Genomic DNA, 12,287 nt, shown 5'->3' with positions numbered 1-12,287 from the left:
CCGATGTAGAAACGAAAGATGCAGCGCGCGGCAAGTGCTGCGCCCGTTGTAGGACTGCGCCCGCTGCACATCGGCCATGCGCTCCATACAATGAAATCAGCATGCCGCCCAAGCAGGCGCCAGTCTCGGCGGCCCAATCCGGCGACTTCTCCGTGGGAGTGCAACGATGCGCAAATCCAGCCCCATCCTGCCCGGCGTTGGCCATCGGCCCGGTGCCGGCAAACGTGCCACCGTGCTGCACCTGTTCGACCGCTTTGCCGGCAGCGCCACGCGCCATGCCGGGTCGCCGACCGCCTTCGTGCTGGCTGTCGGCGTAGTGGCGGCGTGGGCCCTCACCGGCCCGATGTTCGGGTACTCCGAAACCTGGCAGCTGGTCATCAATACCGGCACCACCATCGTTACTTTCCTGATGGTGTTCCTGATCCAGCAGAGCCAGAACAAGGATGCCGTCGCGGTCCACCTGAAGCTCAACGAGCTGCTCGCCTCGCACCGCGAAGCCAGCAACATGCTGGTGTCGATCGAAGACCTGGACGAGGACGAGCTGCGCCAGCTGGTCAGCTTCTACCGCCAGCTGGCCGAGCTGGCCGACCAGGAAGACGGCATCAAGACCAGCCATTCGCTCGACGAGGCGCGCGAAAACCACGCCGCCAAGCGTCACGCGCGGGCCTCGCGCCGGCACCCGCCCGCGGCGCCTGCCGGCGGCGCAGCCGCCACTCCCGCCTCGGCAGCCTCGTAGCTTGCCGGCCAGCGGCCCCCTTCCGCAGGATCCATGCGACAACCCGAAACTGGAGCAGGCCGTGACCGCATCAAGCAACGCAAGCAAGCGAAAACCGGTGCTGCCGGCTGCAGGTGCGGCAGCCGTGCAGCAGGGCTGCCGCCCGGTGATGGCCTACGGCTGCGAGAGCCTGGACCAGGCCGACAGCCACCATGGCATGACCCTTGCCAATATTGCCCGCAAGGTGGCAGAGCTTGCCGGCCTGCCGTTCGCTGGCGGCTACGCGGTGCCTGCAGCGGGACACCCGGCGCCGTACCTGGTGCCGGCGCAGACCCTGGTCGGCGGTGAACTGGCGGCGAGCCTGGGTGTGCAGGGCGAGCACGATCTCTTCGGCGGCGTGGTGCCGTACGCGTTCGTCGCCACCAAGGCGATCACGCACGGCCTGGTCGAGCCGGGTGCCGCGGCACCGCGAGGCTGGTCCGAGGCGTTCGTGCGGCGCGTGGTGGGCGCCACGCTGCCGGGCTTTACCGCATTCAGCATCGGCGATGCGCGCACCGCGGCGCTGCGGCTGCTGACGCTGGGGCCGGTGCGGCTGAAGGATACCGGCGGAGTCGGCGGGCTGGGCCAGCGCGTGGTCGACGGCGAAGCCCAGCTGGAAGCCGCGCTGGCCGTGCTGGCCCCGGAGGACGTGGAGCGCGACGGCCTGGTGGTGGAGCGCGACCTGCGCGCGCCGCAGACCTACAGCGTCGGCAAGGTCGTGCTGGCGGGACTGGAGGCGAGCTATTGCGGCACGCAGGGGCTGACCGAGAACAACCGCGGCCAGAAGGTCTACGGCGGCTCGACCCTGACCGTGGTGCGCGGCGGCTTCGACGCGCTGCTGCAGCACCCGTTCGACGCCCGCATCCTGGCCGCGGTGCGCGCGGCGATGGTGTACCACGAGGCCGCGCTGGCCTGCTATGGCGAGGGCGGCGGCATGGTGCTGTCGCGCTGCAATTACGACGTCGCCTTCGGCGCGCCGGCAGGCAGCGCCAATGACGGGCAGATGCTCGGCGGTGTGCTGGAGCAGTCCTGGCGCGTTGGCGGTGCTACCGGTGCCGAACTGGTGGCGCTGGCGGCGCTGCGCGACGACCCCGTGCGCACGCGCGTGGTGGCGTCGACGCGCGAAGTCTACGGCAACGATGTGCGCGTGCCGGATGACGCCGAAATCTACTACCAGGGCGAAGACCGCCATGTCGGCCCCCTGACCAAGTACGCACGACTGGAGCCAGAATCCGATGGCAACGCATGAAGAAATGCTGCAGATTGAAAGCGAGGGCGGCACCATTGCCGGTACCCTGATCAGCCCGGAAACCAAGCTGCCGGGCGTGTTGTTCGTGCATGGCTGGGGCGGCTGCCAGCAGCAATACCTGGCACGGGCGCGCAAGGTGACGGGGCTGGGCTGCGTCTGCCTGACCTTCGACCTGACCGGCCATGCCGGCACGCGCGCGCAGTACGAGACCGTCAGCCGCACGCGCAATCTCGCCGACGTGGTGGCGGCCTACGACGTGCTGGTGCGCCAGCCCGAGGTCGACCGCAACGCGATCGCGGTGGTCGGCAGCAGCTATGGCGGCTACCTGGCCGCGCTGCTCAGCGGCCTGCGCCAGGTGCGCTGGCTGGCGTTCCGGGCTCCGGCGCTGTACATGGACTCGGGCTGGGACCTGCCCAAGCGCCAGCTGCACCGCGAGCAGGACCTGGTGACCTACCGGCGCAGCATGGTGCCCCCCGCGAGCAATCGCGCGCTGCGTGCGTGCACGGCGTTTACCGGTGACGTGCTGGTGATCGAATCCGAGCACGACCAGATCGTGCCCCATGCCGCGGTGATGAGCTACGTCGATTCCTGCATTCATGCCAATTCGCTCACCTACCGCGTGATCAAGGGCGCCGACCATGGCCTGAGCGACGAGGAATTCCAGCGCACCTACAGCAGCATGCTGGTCAACTGGCTGCGCGAAATGGTCACGGTGGCCCGCGCCGGCCCGGTCACCGCAGAGCGCGCGGCGGCGCCCGTGGCGAAGCCCGCGCCCAGGCCCGCCCCGCCCGCGCCCGACGCCGGGCTCGAGACCCCGCAGCCCGAGTCTGCCAGCGCGCCGGGCGCCGGCTGAGCGCGCGCGCCCATGGACGGCACGCTGCCCGGCACCGAAGCCCCCGCCGCGCTCGACACGGTGCTGCGCGACGCCGGGCTGCGCTATGTCGACGACGGCACCCCGGGCATCACGCGCCGGCGCCATGGCAGCGGCTTCAGCTATACCGGCCCGGACGGCAAGCGCGTGACCGATGCCGCCACGCTGGCGCGCATCGCGACCCTGGCGATCCCGCCGGCCTACGAGTCGGTATGGATCTGCCCCGATCCGCGCGGCCACCTGCAGGCCACCGGGCGCGATGCGCGTGGGCGCAAGCAGTACGTCTACCACCCGCAATGGGCGACGCTGCGCGATACCGACAAGTACGCGCGGCTGGCCGCCTTTGGCGCCGCGCTGCCGCGCCTGCGCGCGCGCGTCGCGCGCGACCTGCGCCGCAACGGCATGCCGCGCGAGAAGGTGGTGGGCGCGGTGGTGCTGCTGCTCGACGCCACGCTGGTGCGCGTCGGCTCGCCGCGCTACGCGCGCCAGAACCGCACCTACGGCCTGACCACGCTGCGGCGGCGCCACGTAACCGTGCGCGGCAGCCGGCTGCGCTTCCAGTTCACCGGCAAGAGCGGCATCACGCACGACGTCTCGGTCAACGATCCGCGCCTCGCCCGCATCGTGCGCAACTGCGCCGACCTGCCCGGCCAGTGCCTGTTCAAGTACCGCGACAGCGACGGCGAGATCCGCGAGATCGGCTCTGCCGACGTCAACGCCTACCTGCAGGAAGTGAGCGGCGGCGACTTTACCGCCAAGGATTTCCGCACCTGGGCCGGCAGCGTGCATGCGCTGGCGATCCTGCGCAAACTGCCGCAAGCTGCCAGCGAGAGCGCGCGCCGCAAGGCCGTGACCGATGCCATCCGCGAGGTCGCGGGCCAGCTGCGCAACACCGTCGCGGTGTGCCGAAAATGCTATGTGCACCCCGACGTCATCGATGCCTACCTAACCGGCGTGCTGCAGGCAGGCGGCCGCGCGCCCACCATGACACGGCTGCGCGCGGACGAGGCGCGGTTGCTGCAGTTGCTGGCGTCGGGCCGGCAAAAGCCTGCGAACGGCCAGCAGGGCAATAACGGGTGACCGTCCGCGGCGCGGGGCTCAGCACCCCAGCGCGCCGATATAGCCGGGCAGGGCCCTGGCTTCGCGCGAGTGCGCCAGGCGGAAGGCATTCGCCACCGCAAAGGCGAAGTGATGCGGTGTGTCGAACGGGCCGGGCACGTGGCGCCGGAAGAAGTCGGCCCAGCGGAAATCCGGGTAGGCGGTCTTGACCTTGCGATAGCCGCCCGCCAGCTGCACGAAGGCCTCCAGGCTGCGGTACGGATCATCGCGCATGTCGTGGATGGCCTCGGGAAGCTCGCTCAGAGGTTGGCGGCGGCCGTGCTCGTCGTAGGGGTGGACCAGGTGATTGGCGACCATGTGGCGCCAGAACGCGGGCACGTCCATGTCGCTCAGGTCGGCGCGCACGATGCCGGGCACATGGGTCAGTCCCAGGTCATGCCAGGCGCGCACCCAGTGGTGGTGATCGACCACATAGAGCAACTGCTCCGGCGCGATCACCAGGTGCACGCGGTGCCGGTCCAGGAACGCCGCGCGCGCCTCGGGCGCAACCCGCCGGGTAACGTGGATCTTCTGCGCCACGTGATAGCCGCCCACCGTGATCTGGGTGGGACGCAGCGCGTCCAGCGGCACCATCAGCTTGCTGTCCGGCGCCAGCTTGCGCGGCGCCCGCCGCTGGGCGGGCGCCGTGTGCGCGGGGGGCTGGGCGGAGGGCAAGGCTCAGCTCTTGTTGAGCGTGCGGTCCGGCGACGTGCCGCCGGCCGACGCAGTGCCGGTACTGCCGGCCGAGGTGTCGGTGTCGCCGCCGACCTCGGAGCCCGCGGCCCACGAACTGCCTTGCTGCCGCTGCACGCGCAGGCGGTTGTCGACCTCGGTGACGCCGAACACCGCATCGGCGATTTCCTCGACCACGTATTTCTCGCGGCGCTCGCCGACGGTGCCGTCCAGCCTCACGACGCCATTTTCCACTTCCACGGTGACCTCGCCGACGTCGATATACGGATTCATCGCCAGGCGCTCGCACACGTCCTCGCGCACGCGCTCGTCAGAACGCCGGTAACCCTTGGGACCGGTGGCGCGGCGGCCGGCATGCTGCCCGCCCTGCGTGCCGGAAGCGCCGGCCTGGCCGGCGAACGGGGTGCGGCGCCGGTAGCCCGCATCGTCCGGGTAGACACGCTGTCCGCCGCTGAACGATTGCCCGCCACGGCCCGCATCGCCGAAGTAGCCGCCACCGTAGCTGGGCTGTCCGCCCCGCTGGGCCCGGTCGCGTTCGCTGCCTTCCTGCCAATGCATGGCGCGCCCGCCTTCGCTGCGGTCGCGCTCGGCGCCCCAGACGCCCTGGCCGCGCTGATTGCGTTCGCCGCGTTCGCCGCGTTCGCTGCGTTCGTCGCGCTCATAGCGTTCGCCGCGCATGCGCGCTTCGCTGCCGCGCCCGCGCGGACCGAAGCGGTCCTCGTCGCGGTAGCCATAGCCCGATTCGCGTTCCTGGCTGCGGTAGCCGCTGTCCTGCTGCGACGGCCGGTAGCCGCCATAGGCGCTGCTGTACGGATGGCCACTGCCGCCGACATCGGCGGCGCCATAGCCGCTCTCGCCCCAGCTGCCGCGGCGCTGGCCGGCGGGCGTGTCCTGCTGATACCACGGGCCGCCGTGACGCGACGCTTCGCGCTCGCTGCCCATGCCGCGGCTTTGGCTGCGCGGTTCGCTGCGTTGTTCGCTGCGTTGTTCGTCGCGATCCTCGCGGCCTCCTTCTTCCCAGCGCTGGCGGCTTTCATAGCCATAGCCGCCATACTCGCCACGGCGCTGGCTGCTCTCGCCGCGCCAGTCCTCGCCCCATTCCTGCCCCCAGTCCTCCGAGCCGCGGCCCTCGCTCTCATCGCGCATCCTTTGCTCGGGGCCGCGATCGCGGCGTTGCGCTTCGGGCCGGCCGCGGCTGCCGCGGTCATTGCGGAAGTTGAACATATCTGCCTCCTGGCGGTGAGGCCCCGCGCGCCGGCATTGCCGCAGGCATGTGCGGCCGGCGCTGGAAGCCGTTGACGTTTCGGATATGGAGAGGGCCGCAAAATCCGTGCCCCGGCGCGTAGACGAAGCGGCGCAGCGCCGCCTGCGCGCGCGCTGTAAGGATTGCCGTGCGATGTAAGGGTTACGGGCAGCGGCGCCGGGCCCGCATGCCGCCGCGCGTGGGGGCATGCGGGCCCGGGCCTTGCGCATTGCGGCATGGAACTTGCGCGCCACCCTGGCATCTTGCATGGCCGCGGCGCGCCGTCACGTCGGCGTCGCTTTGCGCGGCCACCCCCGACAGGAGACTGCCATGTCCACACCCAAGAGCGTCCCGCCCCAGCACCAGTCGCGCCAGCCCGGCCTGGAAGCCCCGATGCGTCCGCAGCCTGACAGCGGCGCGGACGATTACGTCGGCAGCGGCCGGCTCGAAGGCCGCGTTGCGCTGGTCACCGGCGGCGACAGCGGCATCGGCCGCGCCATCGCGGTGGCGTTTGCGCGTGAAGGCGCCGATGTCGCCATCGCCTACCTGGACGAACATGCCGACGCGCGCGAGACCGTCAACCTGGTCGAGCAGGCCGGGCGCAAATGCCTGGCCATCGCCGGCGACCTGGCCGACTGCGACCACGCCGAGGCGGTCGCGCGGCAGACGCTGCAGCAGTACGGCAAGCTCGACATCCTGGTCAACAATGCGGCCGAGCAGCATCCCCAGGAATCGCTGGAGGAAGTCGAGGCCAGCCAGGTGGAGGCCACCTTCCGCACCAACGTGTTTGCGATGTTCCACCTGACGCGCGCGGTGCTGCCGCACCTGAAGTCGGGCGCGTCGATCCTGAACACCACCTCGGTCACCGCGTATCGCGGCAGCAAGCACCTGCTGGACTATTCCGCGACCAAGGGCGCGATCGTGTCATTCACGCGCTCGCTCGCGCTGCAGGTGGTGGAGCGCGGCATCCGCGTCAACGGCGTCGCCCCGGGCCCGATCTGGACGCCGCTGATTCCGTCCACGTTCAGTGCCGAGGAAGTCGCGGAGTTCGGCAAGAAGACGCCCATGGGCCGCCCGGGGCAACCGTTCGAAGTCGCCGGGGGCTACGTGTTCCTCGCCTCCGATGCGGCCAGCTATATCACCGGGCAGATCCTGCACATCAATGGCGGCGAGGTCGTGAACGGCTGAGTCACGGGCGCGCGCCACGCCGGCGCATGTAGTTCCGGGGGCCGCGTTTGAAAATATTGCATGCAGTGGCGCCGCCGCCTGCCATGCCGTGCAGATCCTGCGCGGGCGTGGCTCTTGCAATACGGGTGAGACCAGCCGAGCGCCATCGCCAATCTCTGGGAGGCATCATGTCATCGATCATCGCGGGACGTTTCGCTTCGCTCGCCAGCGCCGAGGATGCCGCGCGCACACTGTTCGCGCGCGGGTTCTCGGTGTGGGATGTTTCCATCGTGTCAGTGCGGGACCCTGCCAGGGACCAGCAGGACGACGCCGCGCCGCAGCCGGCGGACAACGTCATGCTGGCCGCGTGCGTCAACAACGGGCTCGGGTCGGTGGTGATCGACGTGCTGCGCGAAACCGGCGCCAGCCAGCTCGAGCGCGCGCAGGGTACCTGGGAATGCGGGCAGTGGACCGATTTCGATCCGGCCCGGCACGGCGAGCCGGTGCGCGAGGGCGAGGGCGAATACTGGCCACGGCCGCTGGCCAGCGACGCCACCGCCGAGGAGAGTACCGGCAACGAAGACCCCGGCAGCGAGCTCGAGCATTTCGTCAACCAGAAACGTGCCGAACACGACTGAACGCCCGGCCAGATCGGGCGAACCCATCGTCCCGGCGGTCACGCCGCGCTGCCCGCGCGGCAAGGCCATCGCCGAACTGGCGCGGCTGCGGCCGACGCAGCTGACGCTTGGCTACATCCACGTCCATCACAAGATGGAAGTCACGCAGCGCCACGCCGATCCGGAAGACCGCGAGGTGCTGCAGCGCTTCATGCGCCGGCACCGCATCAAGACCGTGGCGGGGCCGGGCGGGGAGCTCTATATCGTCGATCACCACCACTGGGCGCGCGCGTGGCTGGACCTCGGCTACCAGCTCGCACCGGTGCAGGTGCTGGAAGACTTCAGCGGCCTGGGCGCGGCCGCGTTCTGGAAGCGCATGCGCGAGCGGGGCCATGTCCATCCCTACGATGAACACGGCAAGCGGCAGGGGGTCAGGGCCTTGCCCCCGACCGTGCGCAGCATGCGCGACGATCCCTATCGCAGCCTGGCTGCCTTTGCCCGCGAAGCGGGCGCGTACCGCAAGCCGGACGGCGCCTACGGCGACTTCTGCTGGGCCGGGTTCCTGCGCGAGCGGGTGGAGCAGGACCTGCACAGTATCGCGGGCTTCGGGCTGGCGCTGGCGGAATCGATCAAGCTGGCGCGCAGCCCCGGCGCCCGGCGCCTGCCGGGCTATTGCGGCGCACCGCTGGAGGGCAAGACCGGCAAGCCGGCGAAGCCGATGAAGACCGGCAAGGGCAGGAGCGGCAGGGCCGGATAGCAACAGGGCAGGCGTGCGCCTGCCCTGTGCTGGTATGCCGCCGCGCTGCTGGCGCGGGTGCCGGCCTCTGGTGGAGGCCGGCGTGTACTGGTCAGCGTTCCGACTTGTGCTTCGGCATGCCCTTGGTCTTGGTCGAAGCCATCTTGTCGAGTTCCTTCTCGCTCATCGACTTGTACATCGAGCGCGAAGGTCCCTTGAGCGAACCGGCCTTCTTTTCGCCGCGCTTTGCGGAGAGCGCCGCTCCGGCGGCCTGCTGTTGCGCCTTGGATTTTGCTGGCATCTGAGTCTCCTTGCGAAAGGTGAAAAGGTTGAAAGGACCGCGCGCACGCTGACGCGCGTGCCCGCGCTTCGTTATAGGTGCCAGGCGCGGCCGCGACAAGCGCGGCCCGCGCGCGGCACTGCCGGCGCGCTCGGTGCCGCGGTTCGCTGCCGCCGGACGCTAGATCCGGCCCAGCACCACCAGCAGCACCACGATCAAAACGATCAGCCCGAGGCCGCCGCTGGGCCAGTAGCCCCAGCCGGAACTGTATGGCCAGGCCGGCAGGGCGCCGATCAGCAGCAGGACGAGAATGATCAGAAGGATGGTGCCGATTCCCATGGCGTGCTCCTTGTTCGTGGATCGGGGAAGCCGGGCGGCTTCCGGTCCGAGGCGGCTGCGCAGAGCCATCCGCTTACCGTTCAGCGTAGAACAAGGGGTGCGGGCATCCCTCCGGGCAGGGACTGATATCGGTGTAGGAATCGGACGACGCCCAAGTGCGGGCAAGGCGACCCGTGCACGTCGCCCGGCCGCGCTCAGGCGGTGTTCAGGCCGTGCTCCACCGCATAGACCGCCACCTGCACGCGACTGGCCAGGTTCAGCTTCTTCAGGATGTTCTGCACGTGGATCTTCACCGTGCTTTCGGCCACGCCCAGGTCGCGCGCGATCTCCTTGTTGCTTTCGCCGCGGGCCAGGCCCTGCACGATCTCGCGCTCGCGCGCAGTCAGCCGCGGCGCTTCCTCCTGACGCGGCGCGGCGGCCGGTGCGGGCGCGCGGAACTGGGCCACCAGCTTGGCGGTCATGCTGTCGGAGATCACCGGCTCGCCGGCGGCGGCGCGGCGGATGCCGGCGATCAGCGCCTCGGTCTCGATGTTCTTGATCAGGTAGCCGCGCGCGCCGCCGCGCAGCGCGGCGGCCAGCTCCTCGGCTTCCTCGGACACCGTCAGCACGATCACCGCGGTCTGCGGCAGGTCTTCGACCAGCAGCTGCAGCGCCTCGAGCCCGGACAGGCCCGGCATGTTCAGGTCGAGCAGGATCACGTCGGGGCGGTGCTGCTTGGCGCGCTTGATGCCTTCCACGCCGTCGGCGGCTTCGTCGACGATCTCGAAGTCGGCCTGGCGCTGCAACAGCGCGCGGATGCCCGAGCGGAACAGGGTGTGGTCGTCGATCAGCAGGATGCGGATGGTCATGGCTGGGTCTCGCTCGGGAGGGTCAGGCCGCTAAGGCTGGTAATGGGATTGGCGCTGCGCTCGTGCCGCGCGGCGCCCTGGCTGCCGGCGGGCAACACCAGCTCGATGCGCACGCCGCTGCCGGGGCTGGCCTGCACCTGCAGCCGCGCCCCCAGCCGAGCGGCGCGCTCGCGCATGATGCTCAGGCCGATATGGGCGTCGGCGCGGGTGGCCAGTTCGTCAGGGTCGAAGCCCTCGCCGTCGTCCTGCACCACCAGGCGGAAGTCGCGGCCATGGCTGAGCGCCACCGCCACGTGCGCCGCCATGGCGTGCTTGCGCACGTTGGAAAGCGCCTCCTGCAGGATGAACAGCACCTGCAACTGCTGCTCGGGCGACAGTGGCCAGGCGCCGCCGCGTTCGTCGATGGCCAGCGTGGCCTCGGTGCGGCATTGCCGGCGAAAGCGCTCGACGGTCTCTTCCACTGCCGGGCGCAACTCGCCGGTGCCCAGGCGCGAGCGGAAGTTGTTGAGCAGCTCGCGCACATCCTGGTAGCTCTCTTCCACGCCATGGCGCAGCATCGGCACCAGTTCGCGGGTCTCGGACAGGTCGTCGCGCGCGACTGCGTCATCCAGCAGCTGCACCTGCAGGTTCAGGTAGTTCAGGCCCTGGGCAATGCTGTCGTGCAGCCCCTGCGCCACCAGGTTGCGCTCTTCCACCACCGCCAGCTGGCGCGCGGTGGCGGACAGGCGCAGGTGTTCCAGCGCGGTGCCCAGGTGCTGCGCCAGCGTCTGCAGCAGTTGCCGGTCCGACGGCGGCAGCCGGCGCGGCGCGCGGAAGTGCAGCGCGAACATGCCGGTGGCGCCGCGCTGGCTCTCGATGCGGAAGGCCGCCAGCGACTGGAAGCCGTCGCGGCCGCACGGCGTCTCGTCGGCCGCGCCCGCGCGCGCCGTCCCGCGCAGGTCGACGATGGCGATCACGGCCTCGCGCGTGGCATCGCCGCAATGACAGCCGTTGGCCGAGGCGCAGGAATCGGCCTCCGCCAGCGCCGCCGGCAGGCCCGCTGCGGCCAGCAGGTGCATGCGGCCGTGGCGGCTGTCGAGCACGCGCACGCTGCCGCCGTCGGCATCGAACTGGCGCATCACCCGCGCCAGGAAGCCCTGCGCCATGGCTTCGGCGTCGGCGGCCTGGTTGAGGAAGGCGGCCATCTCGTACAGCGTTTCCAGATCGCGGTTGTGGCGCTCCAGCTCGGCGGTCTTCTGCGCCACGCGCGCTTCGAGGTCCTGGTACAGGCCCTGCAGCTCGCCCGCCATGCGGTTGAAGCCCTCGCTGAGCGTGCCGAACTCGTCGCGGCTTTCCACCGGCAGGCGCAGCGAGAATTCGCGCGCGGCCATGCGCCGCAAACCGTCCTGCAGGCGCAGCACCGGCAGGATGATCCACAGGTAGAGCAGGTAGATCACCGCGACCGTGCCGATGCAGGCCATCAGCGCCAGCGCGGTTTGCGACAGGCGCAGCAGGTCGGTCTTGCGCGCGCTGTCGTGTTCGATCATGCCGACCAGGCGATCGGCCTGGGCGACGAAACCCGGCAGCGCGGCGATGTATGCGGCGGGCGCTGCGTCGGCGCCGGCCAGAGGCCGCAGCCGCTGCTGCCAGTCATGGGTGACGTGCGCCAGTTGCGCATGGATGGCGGGCTCGTCCGGCAGGAACAGCGGCCGCGCCGCGTCGCCCTTCTTCAGCAGCGCCAGCGTGGTGTCCAGCGCCAGCGCCTGCGCGGCCAGGTCATTGGCGCGGCCTGCGTGCGCCAGTGCGAGTTCGATCGCCACGCGGTTGGCGCGCATGCGCAGGCTGCCGGCATCGTTGATGGCGGCGCCGGCGCCTTCCAGCTTCCAGGACAGCCACAGCGTGCCGGAGATCATGCCCAGCACCACCAGCAGCACGGCCAGCGACAGCGAGATGATGCGCGTGGAAAGGCGATGGCGCAGCGCCGGCAACGCGGATGCCGCCGTGGCTGGGGCGGCGGTAGGGTCGGTATCTGACATGACGGTATCGGGGGCTACCAGGGGGAGCCTGTCGTGCGCTTGTCGAGGGAGCCGGCGGCGATGGCGACAGAGTCACGCAGGAATTGGCAGCGATTTTCGCCGCTCGGCAAGCTGGGCTACCTGCGCCAGATCAAGGAAACCCGGCTTCGGCCCGCGTATGTGCGGGCAGCGGCGCATCGCGGTCATTGCGGGTGGCGCCAGGGCAGGTTCCATCACACAGTGATACTTCTTCCCCGGCCGGACTTGGCCCCGGTCAAATCCCTGCGCGGCGCGACCGCCTAGCATCGGGCCTTTTGTCGGAGCTGGTGAAAAGGAGCGATGGCCATGTCCACCTCAAGGGCGCAGCAATGCGTCACCGCCGTCACGCCAGAGGGACG

13 protein-coding genes are annotated in these 12,287 nt (G+C 70.3%); 7 read left to right on the top strand and 6 right to left on the bottom strand.

Going from position 1 to position 12,287, the window contains the following annotated elements; genetic code table 11:
• The first annotated feature begins 166 nt into the window (after window positions 1-166).
• The 4 genes from CBM2586_RS28065 to CBM2586_RS28050 all read left to right on the top strand — a co-directional run bounded on the left by CBM2586_RS28065 (window position 167) and on the right by CBM2586_RS28050 (window position 3,954).
• A complete protein-coding gene (locus CBM2586_RS28065) occupies window positions 167-736 on the top strand; it encodes a low affinity iron permease family protein (RefSeq protein ID WP_115691104.1) in 570 nt (189 codons plus the stop codon).
• A gap of 148 nt (window positions 737-884) precedes the next feature.
• Window positions 885-2,003, top strand: a complete 1,119-nt coding sequence (locus CBM2586_RS28060) for a DUF3182 family protein (RefSeq protein WP_172583413.1) — start codon at window positions 885-887, stop codon at window positions 2,001-2,003.
• Entirely contained in the window at window positions 1,990-2,856 is an 867-nt protein-coding gene (locus CBM2586_RS28055; protein ID WP_115666074.1) for an alpha/beta hydrolase family protein, read from the top strand. Before CBM2586_RS28060 ends, CBM2586_RS28055 begins: the two co-directional genes overlap by 14 nt.
• A gap of 12 nt (window positions 2,857-2,868) precedes the next feature.
• A complete protein-coding gene (locus tag CBM2586_RS28050; protein ID WP_115666075.1) occupies window positions 2,869-3,954 on the top strand; it encodes a DNA topoisomerase IB in 1,086 nt (361 codons plus the stop codon).
• An 18-nt stretch (window positions 3,955-3,972) separates the two neighbouring features.
• Here the strand turns inward: CBM2586_RS28050 and CBM2586_RS28045 are convergent, their stop codons facing one another.
• Together CBM2586_RS28045 and CBM2586_RS28040 are read right to left on the bottom strand one after the other, a co-directional pair.
• Window positions 3,973-4,566, bottom strand: a complete 594-nt coding sequence (locus CBM2586_RS28045) for a ParB-like protein (protein WP_115691536.1) — start codon at window positions 4,564-4,566, stop codon at window positions 3,973-3,975.
• Between the two features lie 84 nt (window positions 4,567-4,650).
• Complete coding sequence (locus tag CBM2586_RS28040) at window positions 4,651-5,889, bottom strand: BON domain-containing protein (RefSeq protein WP_115691102.1); 1,239 nt, start codon at window positions 5,887-5,889, stop codon at window positions 4,651-4,653.
• A 349-nt stretch (window positions 5,890-6,238) separates the two neighbouring features.
• Here CBM2586_RS28040 and CBM2586_RS28035 point away from each other — a divergent pair, with 349 nt between their 5' ends.
• From CBM2586_RS28035 to CBM2586_RS28025, 3 genes are all read left to right on the top strand, one after another.
• Window positions 6,239-7,096 carry an SDR family oxidoreductase gene (locus tag CBM2586_RS28035; RefSeq protein ID WP_115666077.1) on the top strand — a complete coding sequence of 286 codons (858 nt, stop codon included), beginning with the start codon at window positions 6,239-6,241 and terminating at the stop codon, window positions 7,094-7,096.
• A gap of 167 nt (window positions 7,097-7,263) precedes the next feature.
• Window positions 7,264-7,713 (top strand): hypothetical protein, encoded by a 450-nt coding sequence (locus CBM2586_RS28030; protein WP_115666078.1) that lies wholly within the window; start codon window positions 7,264-7,266, stop codon window positions 7,711-7,713.
• Window positions 7,697-8,449: a ParB-like protein gene (locus CBM2586_RS28025; protein WP_231942673.1), complete on the top strand. Its 753-nt coding sequence runs from the start codon at window positions 7,697-7,699 to the stop codon at window positions 8,447-8,449. Before CBM2586_RS28030 ends, CBM2586_RS28025 begins: the two co-directional genes overlap by 17 nt.
• Before the next feature lie 91 nt (window positions 8,450-8,540).
• Here the strand turns inward: CBM2586_RS28025 and CBM2586_RS28020 are convergent, their stop codons facing one another.
• From CBM2586_RS28020 to CBM2586_RS28005, 4 genes are all read right to left on the bottom strand, one after another.
• Window positions 8,541-8,729, bottom strand: a complete 189-nt coding sequence (locus CBM2586_RS28020; RefSeq protein WP_012356890.1) for a DUF3008 family protein — start codon at window positions 8,727-8,729, stop codon at window positions 8,541-8,543.
• 159 nt (window positions 8,730-8,888) lie between these two features.
• Window positions 8,889-9,047 (bottom strand): DUF3309 family protein, encoded by a 159-nt coding sequence (locus CBM2586_RS28015; RefSeq protein WP_012356889.1) that lies wholly within the window; start codon window positions 9,045-9,047, stop codon window positions 8,889-8,891.
• A 194-nt stretch (window positions 9,048-9,241) separates the two neighbouring features.
• Complete coding sequence (locus CBM2586_RS28010) at window positions 9,242-9,895, bottom strand: response regulator (RefSeq protein ID WP_115666080.1); 654 nt, start codon at window positions 9,893-9,895, stop codon at window positions 9,242-9,244.
• The gene (locus tag CBM2586_RS28005; RefSeq protein ID WP_115666081.1) at window positions 9,892-11,910 is read right to left on the bottom strand and encodes a type IV pili methyl-accepting chemotaxis transducer N-terminal domain-containing protein; all 2,019 of its coding nucleotides are present in this window, start codon (window positions 11,908-11,910) and stop codon (window positions 9,892-9,894) included. The genes CBM2586_RS28010 and CBM2586_RS28005 overlap by 4 nt, the downstream gene beginning before the upstream one ends.
• Window positions 11,911-12,287: the final 377 nt, after the last annotated feature.

Source organism: Cupriavidus taiwanensis (assembly GCF_900250115.1).
GTDB lineage: Bacteria > Pseudomonadota > Gammaproteobacteria > Burkholderiales > Burkholderiaceae > Cupriavidus > Cupriavidus taiwanensis_B.
The sequence above is the reverse complement of the archived record's forward strand: the minus strand, read 5'-3'. Positions and strand labels throughout refer to the sequence as shown.

Excerpts from the sequence above, each read along its gene's own strand:
- CBM2586_RS28065 (WP_115691104.1), top strand. The coding sequence starts at position 167 with ATGCGCAAATCCAGCCCCATCCTGCCCGGCGTTGGCCATCGGCCCGGT.
- CBM2586_RS28060 (WP_172583413.1), top strand. The coding sequence starts at position 885 with ATGGCCTACGGCTGCGAGAGCCTGGACCAGGCCGACAGCCACCATGGC.
- CBM2586_RS28055 (WP_115666074.1), top strand. The coding sequence starts at position 1,990 with ATGGCAACGCATGAAGAAATGCTGCAGATTGAAAGCGAGGGCGGCACC.
- CBM2586_RS28050 (WP_115666075.1), top strand. The coding sequence starts at position 2,869 with ATGGACGGCACGCTGCCCGGCACCGAAGCCCCCGCCGCGCTCGACACG.
- CBM2586_RS28045 (WP_115691536.1), bottom strand. The coding sequence starts at position 4,566 with ATGGTGCCGCTGGACGCGCTGCGTCCCACCCAGATCACGGTGGGCGGC.
- CBM2586_RS28040 (WP_115691102.1), bottom strand. The coding sequence starts at position 5,889 with ATGTTCAACTTCCGCAATGACCGCGGCAGCCGCGGCCGGCCCGAAGCG.
- CBM2586_RS28035 (WP_115666077.1), top strand. The coding sequence starts at position 6,239 with ATGTCCACACCCAAGAGCGTCCCGCCCCAGCACCAGTCGCGCCAGCCC.
- CBM2586_RS28030 (WP_115666078.1), top strand. The coding sequence starts at position 7,264 with ATGTCATCGATCATCGCGGGACGTTTCGCTTCGCTCGCCAGCGCCGAG.
- CBM2586_RS28020 (WP_012356890.1), bottom strand. The coding sequence starts at position 8,729 with ATGCCAGCAAAATCCAAGGCGCAACAGCAGGCCGCCGGAGCGGCGCTC.
- CBM2586_RS28015 (WP_012356889.1), bottom strand. The coding sequence starts at position 9,047 with ATGGGAATCGGCACCATCCTTCTGATCATTCTCGTCCTGCTGCTGATC.
- CBM2586_RS28010 (WP_115666080.1), bottom strand. The coding sequence starts at position 9,895 with ATGACCATCCGCATCCTGCTGATCGACGACCACACCCTGTTCCGCTCG.
- CBM2586_RS28005 (WP_115666081.1), bottom strand. The coding sequence starts at position 11,910 with ATGTCAGATACCGACCCTACCGCCGCCCCAGCCACGGCGGCATCCGCG.